Raw genomic sequence first — 17,979 nt, 5'->3', positions numbered from 1 at the left:
GACTCACTGGGCATGTCTCTCGACGTCAAGCTACCGCTCCCGTCGGGTACAGCCTTCACCGCGGGGTGCCCGTTGTCACGTACGCTGCGGCTCCGTGAGCAGTCTCGAGACCCCGCAGCCGATCGACGACCGGCTCGACCCGCGGACCACGGCCGGCCAGCTCGCGGGACTGCACGCGCGCACCGACGCGGCCGTGCGCGCCGCCGACGAGCGGGCCGCCGCCAAGCAGCACCCGCGCGGCAAGAAGACCGCCCGCGAGCGCATCGCGGCCCTGCTGGACGAGGACTCCTTCGTCGAGCGCGGCGGCCTGGTGCGCAGCCGCGCGACGGCCTTCGGGATGGCCTCCAAGCACGTCGACGGCGACGGGGTCGTGACGGGCTACGGCACGGTGGACGGGCGGCCGGTGTGCGTGTACGCGCAGGACTTCACGGCCTTCGGCGGCTCCCTCGGCGAGGAGCACGGCGCCAAGATCGCCGAGCTGCAGGACTTCGCCGCGACGACGGGCTGCCCGGTCGTCGGCATCAACGACGGCGGCGGGGCCCGCATCCAGGAGGGGGTGGCCTCCCTCGTGCAGTACGCGCGGATCTTCCGCCGCAACGTGCACGCCTCGGGCGTCGTCCCGCAGGTCTCGCTCATCCTGGGGCCGAGCGCGGGCGGTGCGGTGTACTCCCCCGCCCTGACCGACATCACGGTGATGGTCGACGAGACGTCGCACATGTTCGTGACCGGCCCGGACGTGATCCGGACCGTCACGGGCGAGGACGTCGGGTTCGAGGAGCTCGGCGGCGGGCGCACCCACGCGACCCGCTCGGGCGTCGCCCACCACCTGGCCGACACCGAGGACGACGCCATCGCCTACGTCCGCGAGCTGCTGTCGTACCTGCCCTCGAACAACCTGTCCGAGACCCCGCTGCTGCCGCCGGCGCACGTGCGCGACCTCGCCGTGGACGAGCACGACCTCGAGCTGGACACCATCGTCCCGGACTCCCCGAACCAGCCGTACGACATGACCGCCGTCATCGGCGCGGTCGTCGACGACGAGGAGTTCCTGCAGGTCCACGAACTGTTCGCCCCGAACGTCCTGACCGGTTTCGCCCGCGTCGAGGGCAGGCCCGTCGGGATCGTCGCCAACCAGCCGCAGCAGCTGGCCGGGACCCTGGACATCGACGCCTCGGAGAAGGCCGCGCGGTTCGTGCGGTTGTGCGACGCGTTCAACGTGCCGGTGCTGACGTTCGTCGACGTCCCGGGGTTCCTGCCGGGCACCGACCAGGAGTGGAACGGCATCATCCGCCGCGGGGCGAAGCTGCTCTACGCCTACGCCGAGGCGACCGTCCCGCTCGTCACGGTCATCACCCGCAAGGCCTACGGCGGCGCGTACATCGTCATGGGGTCCAAGGAGATGGGCGCCGACGTGTGCCTGGCGTGGCCGAGCGCGCAGATCGCCGTCATGGGCGCGCAGGGCGCGGTGAACATCCTGCAGCGCAACGCCTTGAAGGCCACCGCCGAGGCGGGTGGGGACGTCGACGCGAAACGGCGCGAACTCGTCGACGACTACGAGCTGCAGCTGGCCAACCCCTACGTCGCGGCCGAGCGCGGGTTCGTCGACGCGGTCGTGGCGCCCAGCGAGACGCGCGTGCAGGTCGTCCGGGCGTTGCGGGCGCTGGCCACCAAGCGCGCGACGCTGCCGGCCAAGAAGCACGGGAACATCCCCCTGTGACCCGGAGGACCGGATGAGCGAGGAACCGTTGGACGTCACCGAGCTCCTGGGTTCCCTGCGCATCGAGCGCGGGAACCCCGAACCGGAGGAACTGGCGGCGCTGACCGTCGTCCTCACGTCGACGTTGCGGCGGGCCCCGGTGGTGCAGGAGGTGCCGGCGCCGCGCTCGCGCTGGGCCGACCGGCGGCACGTGCTGGGACTGCCGCCGCTGCCCGGCCAGGGCTCCTGGCGCGCCAGCGGGCTGCCCCGCTGACCTCCGCGCGCGCCCTGCGGGTCCGGGTCCACCGCCCGGACCGGCAGCCTAGGATCGCCACGTGACGTTCGGTGCGGGTGACGCCTGGTGACAGAACGGGTGACGGAACAGGCAGCCGGCGTGGTGCGGGTCGTCCACGCCGCCGACGTGCACCTGGACTCCCCGCTGCGGGGGTTGCGGCGCCTGGGCGACGACGCCGTCGCCGACACCCTGCGCGCGGCCACCCGGGGCGCGCTGGAGGCCCTCGTCGCGTTGTGCGAGGACCAGCGCGCCGACGCGCTGCTGCTGGCCGGCGACCTCTACGACGGGACGTGGCACGACTACGCCACCGGCCGGTTCTTCACCCGGCAGGTGCAGCGGCTGGCCGACTCCGGGATCAAGGTCTTCGTCGTGTCGGGCAACCACGACGCGGAGAGCCAGATCACCCACTCCCTCACCCTGCCGCCCAACGTGCACCGGTTCGGGGTCGACTCCCCCGGCACCGTCGTGGAGGAGCACCTGGGGCTGGCCGTGCACGGGCAGGGCTACCGCACCCGGGCGGTGTCGTCCAACCTCGCCGCCGGGTACCCCCGCGAGGTGCCCGGCGTCGTCAACGTCGGCCTGCTGCACGCCACCGTCGACGGCAGCCGCAGCGGCGGCGAGCACGAGCGGTACGCACCCTGCTCGGTCGACGACCTGACCGCCCTGGGCTACGAGTACGTCGCCCTGGGGCACGTCCACGCCCGGGAGGTCCTGGCGACCGGGCGCACCACGGTCGCCTACTCCGGCAACCTGCAGGGCCGGCACCCCCGCGAGACCGGGGCCAAGGGCGCCTACGTCGTGGACCTGGCGCCCGGTGAGCCGGCGCAGCTGACCTTCCACCCCCTGGACGTGGCCCGCTGGGAGTCGCTGGAAGTCGACGTCACCGACGCCTCCGACGTCGCCGACGCGATGGGGCTGCTGCGCGGGCGGTTGCTCGACGCGCGCCGCGACGCCGGGGACCGGCCCCTGGTGGTCCGGGTGGCGCTGGAGGGCCCGACGGCCGCGGCGGCCGACCTGGCCGACGCCGAACGCCTGCGCCACGAGGCCGAGCAGGTCGCCGAGGCGGCCGGGGTCGTCCTGGAGAAGGTGGGCTCGCGCGCCCGGCCCCCGCGCGCGGGCGGTGCGGACGACCCCGAGCTGGTCGCGGCGGTCCGGGCGGCGGCCGACGCCCTCGCGCAGGACCCGGCGCTGACCCAGCTGGTGCGGGGGGTGCGGGCCGAGACGGGGCGGTTGCTGTCCGACGCCGGCCTGCTCGACCTCGCCGACCCCCGCGCGCTGGCCGAGCTCGCCCGGCAGGCCGCGCAGGACCTCTCGACCCGCCTGGAGGGGCGCTGATGCTGCGCAGGGTGACCCTGGCGCCCTACGGCGCCTTCGAGTCCGCCGCGGTCGACCTCGGCACGGGCCTGACGGTCGTCCTGGGGCCCAACGAGTCGGGCAAGTCGACCCTGCTGGCCGCCGTCGGCGACCTGCTGTGGGGGTTCGAGAAGAGCCCCCGCTACGCCTTCGTCCACGCCCGGGCCCGGCTGCGGGTGGGCGCCCGCTGGGAGACCGGCGGCGGTGACGACGGCGGGGCGCGGGACCTGGTGCGGTCCTCGCGCGGCCTGCTGGAGGACGAGGAACCGGTCGAGGCGCCCTGGCCCCAGGACGGCTGGGACCGCGGGGCGTGGACGAACCGGCTGGGGCTGGACCACGAGCGGTTGCGCCACGGCGGGCGCGCAGTGCTGCGCGGCGGCGGTGACCTGGCCGGGCTGGTCTTCAGCGCCCACCACGGCAGCGGCGCGCAGGAACTGCTGGCCGCCCTGGAGGCCGAGGCCGAGCGGTTGTGGCGCCCGCGGGGCGGGTCGGCGGTCAAGGACGGCGCGAGGCAGGTCCGAGAGCTGGACGAGGAGCTGGCGCGCACCGCCACCCGCGCCGGGCACGTCGAGGCGGCCCGCGCCGCGGCCGAGGCCGCGCGGGCTGACGCCGACCGCGCCCAGGCGCAGCTGCGGCTCGTGCGGACCGGGCGGGAGGAGGCGGCGCTGCGGCTGCGGCTGGCCCCCCGCGTCCGGGAGCTGCTGCGCACCCGCGAGCAGGTCGCGGCCGCCACCGCGCAGCTGCGCGCCGCCGGCGGGGCGCTGTCCGCGGCCCGGGTGGACGCCCACGACGAGGCCGCCGCCGACCTGGCCCGGGCCGAGGCCGACCTGGCCGACCTGGCCGCCCGCAGCGCCGCGCTGCGCGACGAGCGCGCCCGCTGCACCGTCGAGGACGACGTCCTGGCCGCCGGCCCGCAGATCGACGCCCTGCTCGAAGCGCGCCAGGCCCGCGCCGAGGACGACGCCGACGCGGTGCGGGCCCGCGCGAGCGCCGAGGAGGCGCTGCACGCGGCCCGGCAGGCGCTGGAGACCCTCGGACCGGTGCCGGACGGACCGGTCGCCGACGTCGTACCCGAGCTCGTCGCCCGCTCGCGGGTCCCCGCCGACAGGGCCGCCGACCTGTCGCAGCTCGCCGCGGCCCACACCGCGGCGGTGGCCGACGCGACCCGGTCGGCCGAGGAGCTGCAGCGGGCCCGGGAGGCGGCCGCCGTCGGGCGCGCTCCGCTGCCGGACGTCGCCGAGGACGACGTCGAGACGCTGCGCGCCCTGGTGGCCGCCGCGGACCGGGACGGGTCGGCGGCCCGGCAGCGGCGGGCGGCGCTGGCCGCGCGTGACGAGCACCGGGCCGCCGCCCGCGCCGCGGCCGTCGCGGCGGGGGCCGTGGACCCCGACGCCGCGGTGGACGCCCGGCCCGCGCTGGACCCCGACGCCGTCCGTGCCGCCCACGCGGCCCTCGCGGCGGCCGCGGAGGAACGGGCGCGCGCCGAGGCCGAGCACGACCGCTGCGCCGCGGCCGCGGGCACGGCCGCCGACGAGCTGGCCGACGCCGAGCGCGGCGTCGGCGGCAGCGACGAGGAGGCCCTGCGCGCCACCCGGGCGGCCCGCGACGCGCTGCTGGCCCCCCTGCGCGACGGCGGCCCGGTCGACGGGTCCGCGCTGCTGGACGCGGTGGCCCGGGCCGACGAGGCCGCCGACGCCCTGCTGGACCACGCCGAGGCCACCGCCCGGCTGCGGGAGCTGCGCCGCGCCGCCGACCGGTCCGCGGCGCGGGCAGCGGCGGCCGGGGACGAGGCGGCGGCCGCCGTCGCCGTCGCCGCCCGGGCCCGCGCGGAGCACGCGGCCCTGTTCACCGTCGCCGGTCTGCGGGTGCCCGACGGCGTCCCCGCGGAGGTGCTGGGCGCGCTGGAGCGGCTGGGGGCCGAACGCGCCGCGGCCGACGCCTGGGACCGGCGGGCGGACGAGCTCGGCGCCGAGGTGCGAGCCCACCTCGACGCCCTGGCCGCGGTGCTGGCCCGGTGCGGCGCGGCCGCCGACCACACCCCCACCGACCACGGGGCCGACCAGGGGGCCGACCAGGGGGCCGACCTGGACGTGGCCCTGGAACGGGCCCGCACGCTCGTCGCGGCCGCCGACGACGCCGCGGTGCAGCGCGCGCTCGACGCCGACCGCGACCGCACCGCGCAGGCCGTCGCCCAGCGGCACGACCGGCACCGCCGGGAGGTCGAGGACGCCGAGCGCGCCTTCCGCGCCGCGGCGGGGGCCGCGGGGTTGCCGGCCGACCTCGGGCCGGCGGGCTGGACCGCGCGCGCCCGGGTCCTGGAGACCGCGGCCGAGGCCGCCGCCACCGCGCGGCGCGAGCAGGACCGGGCGCGGGTCCGCCAGGACCGGGTGGCCGCCTTCGCCGCCGAGGTGGCGGCGCTCGCCACGGACCTGGGGACCCCGTGCGCGGCGGGGCGTCCCGAGCAGGTCGAGGCCGCGCTGACCGCGGTGGCGGACCGGTTGCGCCGCAGCCGGGCGGACGAGCGCACCGCGGCGGACCTGGAGCAGCGGATCGAGCAGGCGGCGGCGGACACCGCGGCCGCCCGCGCCCGGCGCCGGCAGGCGCTGGCCCGGCTGAGCGCCCTGCTGAGCGACGACCGGACCGACGACCGGCCCGACGACCGGCCCGACGACCGGCCCGGCAGCGAGGACCTCGCCCGGCTCGCCGCGCGGGCGCGCGACAGCCGTGACCTGCTCACCCTGCAGGACGCCGAACGGGCCCTGACCGCCGCCCTGGAGCAGGAGGCGGCCTCGGCCGCGGACGCGTCGCGGCTGGTGGAGGAGGTCCGGGCGCGCTCGGACGTGGACCTGAGCACCGACGACGAGGAGGCGGCGCTCGCGGTGGAGGAGGCCCAGGAGGTGTGGGGCCGGACCCGCCAGGACGTCGCCCGGGCCGAGGTGGAGCTGGAACGGCTGACGAGCGGCGCGGACGCCAACGTGCTGGCCGCCCGGCGCGCCGAGGCGCTGGCCGGGTTGCAGGCCGACACCGAGCGCTACGTGGTGGTCGACCTGCAGCGCAGGGTGCTGCGCCGGCAGCTGGAGGAGTTCTCGGCCGCGCGCGCCAACCCGCTGCTGACCGAGGCCGGTCACGTGCTGACGCGGCTGACCGAGGGCCGGTGGACCGCTCTGGTGGCCCTCGACGACGGCGGGGACCGGCGGCTGGCGGTGCGCCGCTCCGACGGGGAGCTGCTGGAGGGGGCCGACGCCCTCAGCGAGGGCACCGCCGACCAGGTCTTCCTGGCGCTGCGGCTGGCGGCGGTGGCCGCCCAGCACCGCGAGCTCGTCGCGGCCGGGCGGGGTGCGCTGCCGGTGGTGCTGGACGACGTGCTGATGACGTTCGACGAGCGCCGCACGCGGGCGGCGCTCGGGGCGCTGGCCGACCTGGCCCGCGACGTGCAGGTGGTGCTGCTGACCCACCACGCCGACGTGGCCGAGCAGGCCGAGGACCTGGGGGCGGCCGGGGAACCCGTGACGGTGACGCGCCTGCCCGTCCCGCAGGCGCCGGTCCCCGGGACCGTCCCGTCCACGGCCGGTGCGGCCCGGCGCGGGCCCTCCGGGGTCGACCCGCAGCTGGTGCGGGCCTGGGCACGGGAGCAGGGGCTGGCCGTCGCCGACCGGGGGCGCGTGAGCGAGCAGCTGGTGCGGGACTACCGGGCCGCCCACGGCCTGGACGAACCGGGCTGACGCCGCCGCGTGCTCCGGTCGGGCGGGTTCAGAACCCGCGCAGCTGCAGCAGCATCCACGGGCTGAAGGGGCTCGGGTCGGCGGCGACCTCGGCGCGCAGCTCGTCGAGCCCGACCCAGCGGACCGCGTCCACCTCGTCGGGGTCGGGGACGAGGTCACCGTCCAGGCGCGCGGAGAACACCGGGCAGATCTCGTTCTCCACGATCCCGTCGTCCATGACGGCCCGGTAGCGGAAGCTCGGCAGGAGCGGCTCGACGCCCGCGACGGGGGCGCCGAGCTCCTGGACGGCGCGGCGGGTCACGGCGTCGGCCGGTTCCTCACCGGGCCCGGGGTGGCCGCAGAACGAGTTCGTCCAGGCCCCGGGCCACGTGCGCTTGACGGCCGCGCGGCGGGTGAGCAGCGTGCGCCCCTCGGCGTCGAAGATCCAGCACGAGAACGCCAGGTGCAGGGGCGTGCTCGTGTGGTGGACGTCGGCCTTGGGCGCGGTCCCGCACGGGGTGCCGTCGTCGGTCAGGAGCACGACCAGCTCGACGCCGGTCTGCGCGGTCGGATCAGCGGGGGCGAGGGTCACCCCCGCACCGTAAGCGGTCTCAGGGGTGATCGCGCACGAGGAACGCCGAGATCCCGTCGGCGATCCCCTGCGCGGCGCGCTGGCGCCACGCGGGGTCGGTGAGCAGCGCCGCCTCGCCGGCGTTGCGCATGTTCCCCGACTCCAGCAGCACCGACGGCGTCCGCGCCAGGTTCAGGCCGGCCAGGTCCGAGCGCCGGGTCAGACCCGGTTCGACGAGGTCACCGAGGTAGGTCGCCCGCGGCAGGCCGGTCGCGGCCCCGAACGCGGCCAGCAGGTCGCGGGCGGCGACGTCGGAGGCGTCCAGGACCGCCGCGTTCCGCCCGTCGGGCGCGAGTCCGGGTTCGATCACGTGGTACCCGGTGGCGGCCGCGGCGGCGCCGTCGGCGTGGATCGAGACGGCCAGCGCGGCGCCCGCGTCGTCGGCCAGCGCCGCCCGGGCGTCGACGCACGGACCGACCCCGGTGTCGTCGGTCCGCGTCATGACGACCGTGGTCCCCCGCGCCCGCAGCAGGTCGGCGACGCGGACGGCGACGTCGAAGGCGTAGGCGTGCTCGGGGTAGCCGTCGTCCGTGGACGTCCCCGTGGTGTTGCAGGGCTTCTCGAACCCCCCGGCGGGCACGAGCGCGCCGATCTGCTCCGGGTGCGTCGCGTTGCCGCCGTTGTGCCCGGGGTCGAGGACGACGACCGGGGCGGGCGGGGCCGGGGTGGCCGCGACGGGGGCCGGGTCGGAGGACGGCGGGGATTGCGCGGGAGCGGGGGCCGAGCACGCGGTGAGCAGACCCGCGAGGAGGACGAGGACCGGGACGCACCGCACGCCCTCAGCCAACCACGGGCGGGCGACGGTCTGCACGACCGCGCCCGCCGCGGGCTCAGGCCGGCACGGGCGTGGTGGCCGCGCGCACGGCCTCGTCGAGCTCGGCCCCCAGCTGCAGGTCCTCGCCCGCCGCCAGCCGCGCCTCGAGCTCGCGCACGCGGGGGATGACGAGTTCGCCGAACGCCTCGACCTCCTCCTTGACGTGCAGGAAGGCCAGCAGCAGCAGGTCCACGCCGACGAGGCGGTAGGCCAGGACCCGGCGGGCGACCTCGTCGGGGGTGCCGACCAGGCCGGTGCGGAAACCGTCGTTGTACTGCACGAGGTCGCGGAACTCGCTGTCGGCCCACATGCCCCTGCCGTCCTTCGTGGAGTTCCCCGCCTCGCGCACGGCGGCCCCGAACCCCTCGACCTTGGTGCGGTCGGCCTTGGCGATGATCTCCTCCAGGACCGCCTCGGCCTCGGCGCGGGTCTCGCGCACGAGTGCGAAACCGTTCAGGCCGAACCGGATCGAGCGGCCGTTCAGCGCGGCCTGCGCCGACACCTCGCGCACCCCGGCGGCGGCCCCGGCCAGGGACTTGCCGTTCATGAAGTACCAGTCGGACACGCGCCCCGCCATGGCCTGCGCCGCGGTGGAGTTCCCGCCCTGGAACAGTTCCGGGGCGACCTTCGGCTGCGGGCGGAACGTGATGTCGGAGGCGCTGAAGAACTCTCCGGACTGGCTGTAGCCGTCCTGGCTCCACACCCCGCGCAGCAGCTCGATGAACTCCTCGGACTGCCGGTACCGGTCGTCGTGCTCGTGCCAGGTGACGCCGAGCTGCGTCGCCTCGTCCTTGAACCAGCCGGAGACGACGTTCAGCGCAAGACGGCCGTTCGTCAGTTCCTGCGCGGTGGCGGCGAACTTCGCGAGCACGCCGGGGTGCCAGAAGAACGGGTGGACGGCCGCGATGACCTTCAGCCGCTCGGTCGCGAGCAGCAGCGCGAGGGAGAACGAGGTCGACTCGTGCTGGGCGTCGGCGCCGTAGGAGGCGAGGTAGCGCACCTGCGTCAGGGCGTACTCGAAACCGACGCGCTCGGCGGCGCGGGCCACCTCGACGTTGTAGGCGGGGTCGTGGCTGGTGCGCTGCTCGATCGTGGAGACGACGAGGCCGCCGGAGACATTGGGGACCCAGTAGGCGAACTTGAGCGGCTCGTGCAGGGACATGACGCGGCACTCCTCCATCGGTCCTGGCGGTAGCACCCCCGTGGGGTTGCTGCGGCGTCGTCGAGCCAGGTCTCTCAGCCGCTCTGGATGGGATCGCCGCAGCGTACCCCGTCCCGGACGGCCACCGCGGCCCCTCTTTTCGGTACTCAGTCTCAACATGTTGCCGCACAACGGTTGTCGAACACCCGAACCGCTTGACGTCCTTCGGGCGGACCTGCCATGGTCAGCCCAGGTCATGAGCGCCAGCGTCAAGCCCCGGCTCGCTGGCCGGCAACCCTGATCCGTCGTGGGGTGCTCCGGGTGAGGACCAGGTCCGTGGGAGCCACGGACAAGGACGAGACCCGGAGACCGGTGTGCCGAAGGCCTGTCGACGCTCGCGCTGAGCGTTCCCTGAACCTCCCCTGAAATCTCCGCAGCCGGGCCGTCGCCCGGTCGCTGCCGCACGCCCGTGCCCCCACCACCCGGACGCCGCCCCGGAGGACGACGTGATCGAACTGCGCCACCTCACCAAGACGTACGGCGACGCGCCGCACGTCACCACCGTGCTCGACCGGCTCGACCTGACCGTCCCCGCCGGCAGCATCACCGCCGTCGTCGGCCCCAGCGGCGCCGGCAAGAGCACCCTCGCCCAGTGCGTGACGCTGCTGACGCGGCCCACCTCCGGGTCGGTCGTCGTCGCCGGTCAGGACCTCACCGGCCTCGGCGAGAGCAGGCTGCGCGAGGCCCGGCGCCGCATCGGGACGATCTTCCAGTCCGACGGCCTGCAGACCCGCCGCACGGCCGCGCAGAACGTGGAACTCCCGCTGCGCTACCTCGGCGTGGTCCCCCGCGACCGCAGGAGGCGGGTCGCCGAACTCCTCGACCGCGTCGGGCTGGCCGGGTTCGCCGACCGCTACCCGCACGAACTGTCCGGGGGGCAGCGCCAACGCGTCGGCATCGCCCGCGCCCTGGCGCTGCGGCCCACCGTCCTGCTCGCGGACGAGGCCACGTCGGGCCTGGACCCGCAGGCCACCGCGTCCATCACCGCCCTGCTGCGGGGCCTGCGCGACGACCTGGGCCTGGCCATCCTGTTCATCACCCACGAGATGGACACCATCGTCGACGTCGCCGACACCGTGGCACGTCTGGACCACGGCCGCATCGTCGAGAACGCCCCCCTGCTGGACGTCCTGCGCGACCCGGGGTCGCCCGTGGGGGCGGCGCTGCTGCCCCGGCGGCCGGTCGCCGCGAGCGCCGGCCTCGTCGTGTGGGAGGTCCACTACCGCGGCGACGACGTGCCGGCCGACTGGCTGACGAGCGCGTCCCGGGAACTGGGCCACGACCTCGCCCTGCTGGGCGCGTCGGTCGGCACCGTCGCGGGGAGCACCGTCGGCCACGCCACCCTCGGCGTGCCGCGGGCCCTCGACGCCGCGGCCCTGCGGGCCGCCTTCACCCGCCGCGGGCTGCACGCGCAGGTCGCGCCCACCGCCCGGGAACTGGACCTCGTGTGATCCCCCTCGCCCTGCCCTCGACGTTCGCGGCCGCCTCGAGCCTCGACACCCCGCTGGACCGGATCCCGGCGCTGATCGCCCCCGCGCTCGTCGACACCCTGCTCATGGTGGGGATCGTCATGGCGGTCGTCGTGCTGCTCGGGGTCCCGATCGGCGTCCTCGTGCACAACCTCGCCCCCGGTGGACTGCTGGAGAACCGCGCCGCGCACACGGTGCTCAGCTGGGTCGTCAGCACCGGCCGGTCGCTGCCGTTCCTCGTCCTCATGGCCGCGCTCGTGCCGTTCACCCGCTTCGTCACCGGGACGAACATCGGGATCCGTGCCGCCGTCGTGCCGATGGTCCTGGCGGGGACCGCGTTCTTCAGCCGCATCGTGGAGAACTCGCTGCGCTCGGTGCCGCCGAACCTCGTGGCGGTCGCCCAGGCGTCGGGCGCCTCCCCGCTGCAGGTCATCACGACCGTGCAGCTGTCCGAGGCGGCGCCGTCGATCATCGGCGGCCTGACCATCAACACGATCGCGATGATCGAGTACTCGGCCATCGCCGGGACCATCGGCGCCGGCGGCATCGGGTACGTCGCGGTCACCTACGGGTACCAGCGCTTCGACCACGCCGTCATGCTCGCCACGATCGTCGTCCTCGTCGCGCTCGTCGCGACCGTCCAGCTCGTGGGTGACGCCGTCGCCCGCGCCGCCGACCCCCGCACCCGCCGCCGTCCGGCGCGCACCCGCACCGCCCCCCGCGACACCGTCCAGGAGAAGACCCTTGTCCACTGAAACCCGCCCGACCCCCACCGACGACCACGGGTTCGAGGTCCGCCGGCGCAGGCTCTGGCCGTTCGTCGCCGGCGGTGCCGTCGTCGTCCTCGGCGTCGCCGCCGCCCTGGTCGTCCCCCGCCTCGGTGGCGAGCAGACCGCGAACACCCGGGCCGGGGCGACGCTGTACGTCGCCACGGCCGAGGGGAACGCCCGCGAGCAGGCGCTCATCGAGTACATCGCGAAGGACGTGGCTCCCGCGCACGGCATCACGGTCGCGTTCAAGGCCCTGGCCGACTCCAACACCATCAACCGCGCCGTCAGCGACGGCGAGGTCGCGGGCACGATCTACCAGCACGAGCTCTGGCTGGGGCAGGTGCTGCAGGCGAACCCGGACTTCCGCGAGGAGGCGGCGACGCCGGTGTTCCGGTGGGGTTTCGGTCTGTGGTCGTCGAAGTGGAAGACGCCGCAGGAGATCCCGGACGGCGGGACGGTCTCGCTCTACTCGGACCCGGCCAACGAGTCGCAGGGCCTGTTCGTCCTGCAGAAGGCCGGGCTCATCACGCTGAAGCCCGGTACCGACGTCGGCTCCGCCACGGTGGACGACATCGCCACGAACCCGAAGGACCTGAAGTTCACGCTGCTCGACTTCGGCGCCCAGTCCCGCGCCCTGCCCGACCTGGACGCGGCCGTCGGGTACACCGAGTACTACCTCGCGGCGAAGATCCCGATCGAGCAGCAGATCTTCGCCCCGACCGCGCCCGACGAGTTCGCCGGCCAGCTGACCATCGGGTCGCGGTGGAAGGACAGCGAGAACGTCGTCAAGCTCGTCGAGACCTTCCAGGACCCCAGGGTGCAGGAGTACCTGGCGACGAACCCCGACGTGAAGGACGTCCTGCTGCCGCTGTCCGCCCACTGACCCCTCAGCCGCGGGCGAGGGCCCCCAGGTCCTCCAGGACCGAGCGTAGGTGGCGGGTGGACTCCTCGGAGTCCACGGTCGGGACGTACTCCAGCCCGACCGGGCCGTCGTACCCGGCCGCGGTCAGCGCCCGGAAGACGCCCGGCCAGTCGATCGTCCCCGTGCCGGGTTCCCCCCGGCCGGGGACGTCGGCGACCTGCACGTACCGCACGAGCGGGCCGGCCTCGGCGAGGACCTGGACGAGGTCCTCGGACATCACGCGGGAGTGGTAGACGTCCACCAGGACCCCGAACTGCGGGGAGCCGACGGTGCGGGCGACGTCGATGGCGTCGGTGGTGCGGTCCAGCAGGGTGCCGGGGTGGTCGACGCGGGTGTTCACGGCCTCCAGGACCAGGACGACCCCCGAACCCTCGATCAGTTCCAGGGCGCGGGTGTAGATCCCGGCGAGCTCGTCGTGCTGGTCCTGGCGCTTGCGGCCGCCGAACCCGGTGCCGCCCTGCACCACGATGCGGGGGCAGCCCAGGTCGGCCGCGATGCGGGCGCCCTCCTCGATGCCCCGGTAGAAGTCGCCGTGGTCCTTCGGCGGGATCATGAACTGGGTCCGCGGTTCGGCCAGCTGGGCCTCCAGCCGGACGCCGGTCTCCTGCAGGGCCGCCTTCAGGGCCGGCAGGTCCTTGGGCTTGGCGGGGGCGTCCTTGCCGGTGGGGCCCCACATCTCCACGGAGGTGAAACCGGCCGCCGCGGCGGCGCGGACCCGGTCGGGGTAGTCGCCGTGCTCGGTGAAGAGCAGTTCGACGTTCGGTGCGAGTCGGTGGGTCACGGGGTTCTCCTGCAACGGGTGGGGGTTCAGGCGGACAGTTCCACGGCGGCGCGGGCCCGGCCGCCGCCCGGGACGGGCATGTACGAGATGCGCAGGCGCTGGCTGACCTCGACGTCGTGCACGCCGGGGGCGAGGCCGCCGGGGTGGTCGACGCGCACGGTCGCGACCTCGCCCAGTTCCCAGCGGTCGTCGACGACCTCGCCCAGGCCGGTCAGCGGGTAGCTGTTGCCGTGCACCGTGAACGTGGTCCCCTCCGGGGCGGCGCGGACACCGTCGACGGTGAGCGCCACGTCCTCGACCATGGACAGACCCAGACCGCGGTAGTAGGGCATCCGGACCCCGAGCTCGAACCCGGTGGTGCGCCCGGACTCCACGACGTTGCGCAGGGTGCCGGGGACGATGACGTACTTCTCGAACACGTCGTCTCCTCAGTTCTCGTGCCGGGCCAGGAGGCGCTCGAGCATGGCGTGGTGGCGGGTGACCTGGTCCACCGAGTCGACCGGGTGGACGTCCTGGATGTGCCGGTTGCCCTCGTACTCGCTGGACAGGCACCCGGAGAAACCGCCCTCGACGAGGACGTCGACGATGCGGTCGTAGGGGATGGAGTACTCCGTCCCCTCGTCGGTCATCTCGTAGAACTTGGCCTGGACGTGGTGGGTACGGTGGATCTGCTCCAGCAGCATCCGCGGGTCGCGCCAGGTGTAGTGGGTCGCCTGCCGGGCCAGGCCGATCTCGACGGGCCCGCCCCCCAGGTAGTTCACGGTGTCCATCAGGCCGTGGACGTCGCCGTGGTCGTCGTAGGTCTTCACGACCAGGTCGACGACCTCGGGCCGGGCGCCCTCGCGCAGCGCGCGTTCGGAGGCCACGCGGGGGAACCGCTCGACGAAGCACCCGAGGTCGGGCATGAACCCCAGCGCGGGGCTGTCGAGGGCGTCCATGACCTCCAGGTGCCGCAGCACCCACGGGTGGGCGTAGTGGAAGGGGGCGTGCACCTCCAGCAGCAGCTGGACCCCGGCCTCCTCGGCGTACGGGGCCGCGTCGCGCAGGACCTCCGCCGGGGTGCTGATGATCGCGCGCAGCTTCGTCGTGCCGAGGCGGACGGCGAGGTCGACGTCGCGGCGCACCGAGGCGACCTGCTCGTCGTGGGTGAGCCGGCGGCCGGGGTGGCGCAGGGTGTCGAGGAAGAAGTCGTAGGCCAGCGGCCGGGTGCCGAACTCGGCCATGGTGTCGTGCCAGTCCCGGACCCACTCGTCGCTGACGCGCGGGAAGCCGGGGATCGACTGCTCGGGGATGATCTCGATGTCCAGGGCGCCGATCTTCGCGGCGACCGCGACGGCGTCGCGCACCGTCATGGTCCGCAGGAAGAACTCCTCCTGGAAGCTGTACAGGCTCACCCCGCGGGTGATGCGGTGGCTCATCGTGCGTCCTCCGGGGACTGGTGGGGGCGGGACGGGTGGGTGGCGGCCGGCGCGTCGGACCACAGGAGCACGACGACGGCCTGCGCGGCGACGAGGACGAGCGGGACGTGGAGGTAGAGCGCGCCGATCGTCCCGGCGGCCGACCCGTGGACGGCGGGGTCGTACCCGGCGCCGGCGAGGGCGTAGGCGACGGCGGCGGCACCCAGCGCCGAACCCACCTTGACGGCGAAGCTGACGCTGGCCGAGACCAGCCCCTCGTCACGGCGCCCCGTGCCCTGCTCCTGGTGCTCGACGGCCTCGGCGACCATCGTGAACATCGAGGTCATGGACAGCCCGATGGCCAGCGTCGCCACGGCGTACACCGCGACGAACAGCCCGAACCGGTACTCCACCAGGCTCAGCGCCGCCCACCCGGCGCCGCCGACGGCGAGGGCGAGCAGGTTCCCGCGGCGGATGCCGAACCGGCGGTAGTACCGCGGCGCGAGCAGGCCGCCGACGAGCATCGCACCGGAGACCAGAGGGAGCAGGACGGAGATGGCCGCCGGCCGCTGGAGCACGACGAGGGCGTAGTAGACCGTGACGGCCAGGACCAGCCCCAAACGCACGAAGTTCAGCACCCCGTAGACGGACGTGACGACCCACGCACGGTTGCGCAGCAGGCCCCGCAGGCTCGCGCGCAGGTCGGCCCGCACGTCCGCCACGACCGGCTCGACGACGGCGTGCCGTTCCCGGCAGCCGGCGAAGGTGAGGGCGAAGAAGACGACGCTGAGGGCGCTGTAGAGGACGGTGGCGACCGTCCACCCGTGCTGGCCGCCGCCGAGGGCCGCGACGAGGGGGGTGGTGGCCGCGGTGACGACGATCGTGCCGACGGAGGAGCCGACGCTGCGCAGCGCACCCAGCTGCATCCGCTCCTCGCGGTCGCGGGTCATCATCGGCATCAGCGCGCTGTAGGGGACGTTCACCGTCGAGAAGAGGATCCCCAGCGTCAGGTACGTGACGAAGGCGTAGACGAGCTTGCCGGTGTCCCCGACGTCGGGGACGGCGAACGTGAGCACCCCCAGGACCCCGAAGGGCACGGCGGCGAACAGCAGGTAGGGCCGGGCCCGGCCGAACCGCGTGCGGGTCCGGTCGACGAGCACGCCGACGAAGGGGTCGACGACGGCGTCGAGCAGGCGGGCCACGAGGAACAGCGTGCCCAGCAGGGCGATCGGGACCCCGGCGACGTCGGTGTAGTAGAAGAGCAGGAACGAGCCGACGAAGTTCCACGAGAGGTTCGAGGCGAGGTCACCGGCGCCGTAGGCGAGCTTCTCCCGGCGCCGCAGGCGTTCACGGGGGGTGGGCGGGGCCTCGACGCTCCGCACCGACAGGTGGGTCATGCTCTCCGCTCCTTCGCGCAGGGTGCTGCGCTCAGAGTGGGGGAAGCGGGGGCCGGGACGGAAATCGCCATCCGGCATCGCGACCATCGACGTCGTCGATGCCACCCTTCCGGCCGAGCCCGGGGACGGTCAGTCCGCGTCGGGGGTGAGCAGGTAGGACGACACCATCGAGGACAGCCGGTCGACCATGACGTCGACCTCGGGACCGCTGGCGCCCTCGGCGGTGCTGCCCAGGCCGAGCCGGCGGGCGATGACGCTGTAGACGACGGTGTGGCACCACGCGACCGCGGTCTCGGGGTCCGCACGGCGGATCTGCGCGCGGTGGCGCAGCAGCGCGTCGCAGAACACCGCGATCTCCCGGTCGGAGTAGTGCCGGCCCAGGCGGGCCACCTCCGGGTCGTGGACGGCGCGCAGCATGAACGGGCGCAGGACCCCGGCCTCGGCCTGCAGCATCCGGGCGAGGGCGGTGACGAGGGCGCGGACGCTGCCCGTGAGCGTGTCCTGCCCGGTGGCGGCCGCCGCGAAGGCCGTGAGGGTCTCGGCGTCGATCCGCTCCAGCTCGCGCTCGTGGACGAGGCGCAGCAGGGCGTCCTTGCCGCGCACCCGGCCGTAGATGCTGCCCGTGGAGACCCCGGAGCGTTCGCTGACCTCGGCCAGGGTGAAGGAGTCGTCGCCCCGTTCGCGCAGCAGCGACAGGGCCGCGTCCTGGACCCGCGCAAACGATTCCTTGCTGCGGGCCTGCAGGGGTTCTCGCACCGCGGGGAGGTCGTCCTGCGCACGGGCGGGGGCGGGCAGCGGGGTTCTCGGTTCCGGCACGGGAAGTGAACCTAGCCGAGCGCGGGGTCCGGGGAACCCGGGACGGGGGTTCGGCCGGAACCCGGTCCCGGAGCTTGACCGGGGCCGAACTCCGACCTACTGTTCAGAACGCGGATTCTGATTCGACTCCTGCTCGGTCCTGGCACCGTCGCCCACCGGAAGGCCCCGTGATGCCCCAGCCCACGACCGCTCCCCCGCCGACCGCCCCGCTGGTGGTGGAGGACGCGCACGACCCCCGCAGCTACCGCACCGTCCTCGGGCACGTGCCGACGGGCGTCACGCTCGTCACCTCCGGCCCCGCGGACGCGGCGGCCGCGCGCCCCACGGCGGCCATGGTGGTGGGGACCTTCGGCTCGGTCTCCCTCGACCCGCCCCTGGTCGCCTTCATGCCCGACCGCGCCTCCACGACCTGGCCCCTCCTGCGCGCTCACGGCCGCTTCACCGCCAGCGTCCTGGGCCACGGGCAGGTCGACGTCTGCCGCGCCTTCGCCCGCAAGGAGGAGGACCGCTTCGAACGGTTCGCCTGGCACCGCACCGGTGCCGGGGGCCACGTCGTCGCCGGCGCCGCCGCCTGGGTGGACTGCGAGATCCACGACGTCCTCGCCGCAGGGGACCACGACATCGTCCTGGCCCGGGTCCTGGCCCTGGGCGCGAACCCCGACGTCGCGCAGTCCCTCGTCTTCTCCCGCGGCGCGTACGGCGCGCCCACCCCGCTCTGATCCCCCTCGCCACCCCC

At 75.0% G+C, this 17,979-nt stretch carries 16 protein-coding genes and 2 riboswitches; of the genes, 8 read left to right on the top strand and 8 right to left on the bottom strand.

Annotated elements, in window-relative coordinates; all coding sequences use genetic code 11:
- Positions 1 to 94 precede the first annotated feature (94 nt).
- From CLV37_RS16035 to CLV37_RS16020, 4 genes are all read left to right on the top strand, one after another.
- The gene (locus CLV37_RS16035) at positions 95 to 1,717 is read left to right on the top strand and encodes an acyl-CoA carboxylase subunit beta (RefSeq protein ID WP_106212193.1); all 1,623 of its coding nucleotides are present in this window, start codon (positions 95 to 97) and stop codon (positions 1,715 to 1,717) included.
- Positions 1,718 to 1,730: 13 nt separating this feature from the next.
- Positions 1,731 to 1,970: an acyl-CoA carboxylase subunit epsilon gene (locus CLV37_RS16030; protein ID WP_106212191.1), complete on the top strand. Its 240-nt coding sequence runs from the start codon at positions 1,731 to 1,733 to the stop codon at positions 1,968 to 1,970.
- Between the two features lie 99 nt (positions 1,971 to 2,069).
- Positions 2,070 to 3,326 (top strand): metallophosphoesterase family protein, encoded by a 1,257-nt coding sequence (locus CLV37_RS16025; protein WP_211298707.1) that lies wholly within the window; start codon positions 2,070 to 2,072, stop codon positions 3,324 to 3,326.
- The gene (locus CLV37_RS16020) at positions 3,326 to 7,066 is read left to right on the top strand and encodes an AAA family ATPase (protein WP_106212189.1); all 3,741 of its coding nucleotides are present in this window, start codon (positions 3,326 to 3,328) and stop codon (positions 7,064 to 7,066) included. The genes CLV37_RS16025 and CLV37_RS16020 overlap by 1 nt, the downstream gene beginning before the upstream one ends.
- A gap of 28 nt (positions 7,067 to 7,094) precedes the next feature.
- On the opposite strand, the gene idi is transcribed toward CLV37_RS16020, so the two are convergent.
- From idi to sfnG, 3 genes are read right to left on the bottom strand one after another with little or no spacing between them, the layout of a single operon-like run.
- Entirely contained in the window at positions 7,095 to 7,637 is a 543-nt protein-coding gene (gene idi / locus CLV37_RS16015) for an isopentenyl-diphosphate Delta-isomerase (RefSeq protein WP_106212187.1), read from the bottom strand.
- Positions 7,638 to 7,656: 19 nt separating this feature from the next.
- A complete protein-coding gene (locus CLV37_RS16010) occupies positions 7,657 to 8,451 on the bottom strand; it encodes an N-acetylmuramoyl-L-alanine amidase (RefSeq protein ID WP_211298706.1) in 795 nt (264 codons plus the stop codon).
- Between the two features lie 55 nt (positions 8,452 to 8,506).
- A complete protein-coding gene (gene sfnG / locus CLV37_RS16005; RefSeq protein ID WP_170127304.1) occupies positions 8,507 to 9,652 on the bottom strand; it encodes a dimethylsulfone monooxygenase SfnG in 1,146 nt (381 codons plus the stop codon).
- Between the two features lie 11 nt (positions 9,653 to 9,663).
- Positions 9,664 to 9,746: riboswitch (SAM riboswitch) on the bottom strand.
- Between the two features lie 137 nt (positions 9,747 to 9,883).
- A riboswitch (SAM riboswitch) is annotated at positions 9,884 to 9,993 on the top strand.
- Between the two features lie 144 nt (positions 9,994 to 10,137).
- On the opposite strand from sfnG, the gene CLV37_RS16000 reads away from it, so the two are divergent.
- The 3 genes from CLV37_RS16000 to CLV37_RS15990 are packed head-to-tail and all read left to right on the top strand — an operon-like array spanning position 10,138 to position 12,813.
- Positions 10,138 to 11,142, top strand: a complete 1,005-nt coding sequence (locus tag CLV37_RS16000; RefSeq protein WP_106212183.1) for a methionine ABC transporter ATP-binding protein — start codon at positions 10,138 to 10,140, stop codon at positions 11,140 to 11,142.
- A complete protein-coding gene (locus CLV37_RS15995) occupies positions 11,139 to 11,915 on the top strand; it encodes a methionine ABC transporter permease (RefSeq protein ID WP_245885438.1) in 777 nt (258 codons plus the stop codon). The genes CLV37_RS16000 and CLV37_RS15995 overlap by 4 nt, the downstream gene beginning before the upstream one ends.
- Positions 11,905 to 12,813 carry a MetQ/NlpA family ABC transporter substrate-binding protein gene (locus CLV37_RS15990; protein ID WP_106212181.1) on the top strand — a complete coding sequence of 303 codons (909 nt, stop codon included), beginning with the start codon at positions 11,905 to 11,907 and terminating at the stop codon, positions 12,811 to 12,813. The genes CLV37_RS15995 and CLV37_RS15990 overlap by 11 nt, the downstream gene beginning before the upstream one ends.
- A 4-nt stretch (positions 12,814 to 12,817) precedes the next feature.
- Here the strand turns inward: CLV37_RS15990 and CLV37_RS15985 are convergent, their stop codons facing one another.
- The 5 genes from CLV37_RS15985 to CLV37_RS15965 form a co-directional block, all read right to left on the bottom strand.
- The gene (locus CLV37_RS15985; protein ID WP_106212179.1) at positions 12,818 to 13,633 is read right to left on the bottom strand and encodes a TIM barrel protein; all 816 of its coding nucleotides are present in this window, start codon (positions 13,631 to 13,633) and stop codon (positions 12,818 to 12,820) included.
- 26 nt (positions 13,634 to 13,659) lie between these two features.
- Complete coding sequence (locus CLV37_RS15980; protein WP_106212177.1) at positions 13,660 to 14,052, bottom strand: C-glycoside deglycosidase beta subunit domain-containing protein; 393 nt, start codon at positions 14,050 to 14,052, stop codon at positions 13,660 to 13,662.
- A 9-nt stretch (positions 14,053 to 14,061) separates the two neighbouring features.
- Positions 14,062 to 15,051, bottom strand: coding sequence for a sugar phosphate isomerase/epimerase family protein (locus CLV37_RS15975; protein WP_106212175.1), 990 nt, complete (start codon positions 15,049 to 15,051; stop codon positions 14,062 to 14,064).
- Complete coding sequence (locus CLV37_RS15970; RefSeq protein WP_170127303.1) at positions 15,048 to 16,427, bottom strand: MFS transporter; 1,380 nt, start codon at positions 16,425 to 16,427, stop codon at positions 15,048 to 15,050. Before CLV37_RS15970 ends, CLV37_RS15975 begins: the two co-directional genes overlap by 4 nt.
- Before the next feature lie 129 nt (positions 16,428 to 16,556).
- Entirely contained in the window at positions 16,557 to 17,243 is a 687-nt protein-coding gene (locus CLV37_RS15965; RefSeq protein WP_106212171.1) for a TetR/AcrR family transcriptional regulator, read from the bottom strand.
- A gap of 170 nt (positions 17,244 to 17,413) precedes the next feature.
- On the opposite strand from CLV37_RS15965, the gene CLV37_RS15960 reads away from it, so the two are divergent.
- Positions 17,414 to 17,962 carry a flavin reductase family protein gene (locus CLV37_RS15960; RefSeq protein WP_106212571.1) on the top strand — a complete coding sequence of 183 codons (549 nt, stop codon included), beginning with the start codon at positions 17,414 to 17,416 and terminating at the stop codon, positions 17,960 to 17,962.
- The last annotated feature ends 17 nt before the right edge of the window (positions 17,963 to 17,979 follow it).

The sequence above is a fragment of the Kineococcus rhizosphaerae genome (assembly GCF_003002055.1).
GTDB classification, from domain to species: domain Bacteria; phylum Actinomycetota; class Actinomycetes; order Actinomycetales; family Kineococcaceae; genus Kineococcus; species Kineococcus rhizosphaerae.
This window is presented reverse-complemented; position numbering and strand designations above follow the sequence as displayed.

Bases quoted from the DNA above. Each gene is read 5' to 3' on its own strand.
- CLV37_RS16030 (WP_106212191.1), top strand. From the start codon at position 1,731: ATGAGCGAGGAACCGTTGGACGTCACCGAGCTCCTGGGTTCCCTGCGC.
- CLV37_RS16020 (WP_106212189.1), top strand. From the start codon at position 3,326: ATGCTGCGCAGGGTGACCCTGGCGCCCTACGGCGCCTTCGAGTCCGCC.
- sfnG (WP_170127304.1), bottom strand. From the start codon at position 9,652: ATGTCCCTGCACGAGCCGCTCAAGTTCGCCTACTGGGTCCCCAATGTC.
- CLV37_RS15975 (WP_106212175.1), bottom strand. From the start codon at position 15,051: ATGAGCCACCGCATCACCCGCGGGGTGAGCCTGTACAGCTTCCAGGAG.
- CLV37_RS15970 (WP_170127303.1), bottom strand. From the start codon at position 16,427: ATGACCCACCTGTCGGTGCGGAGCGTCGAGGCCCCGCCCACCCCCCGT.
- CLV37_RS15960 (WP_106212571.1), top strand. From the start codon at position 17,414: ATGCCCCAGCCCACGACCGCTCCCCCGCCGACCGCCCCGCTGGTGGTG.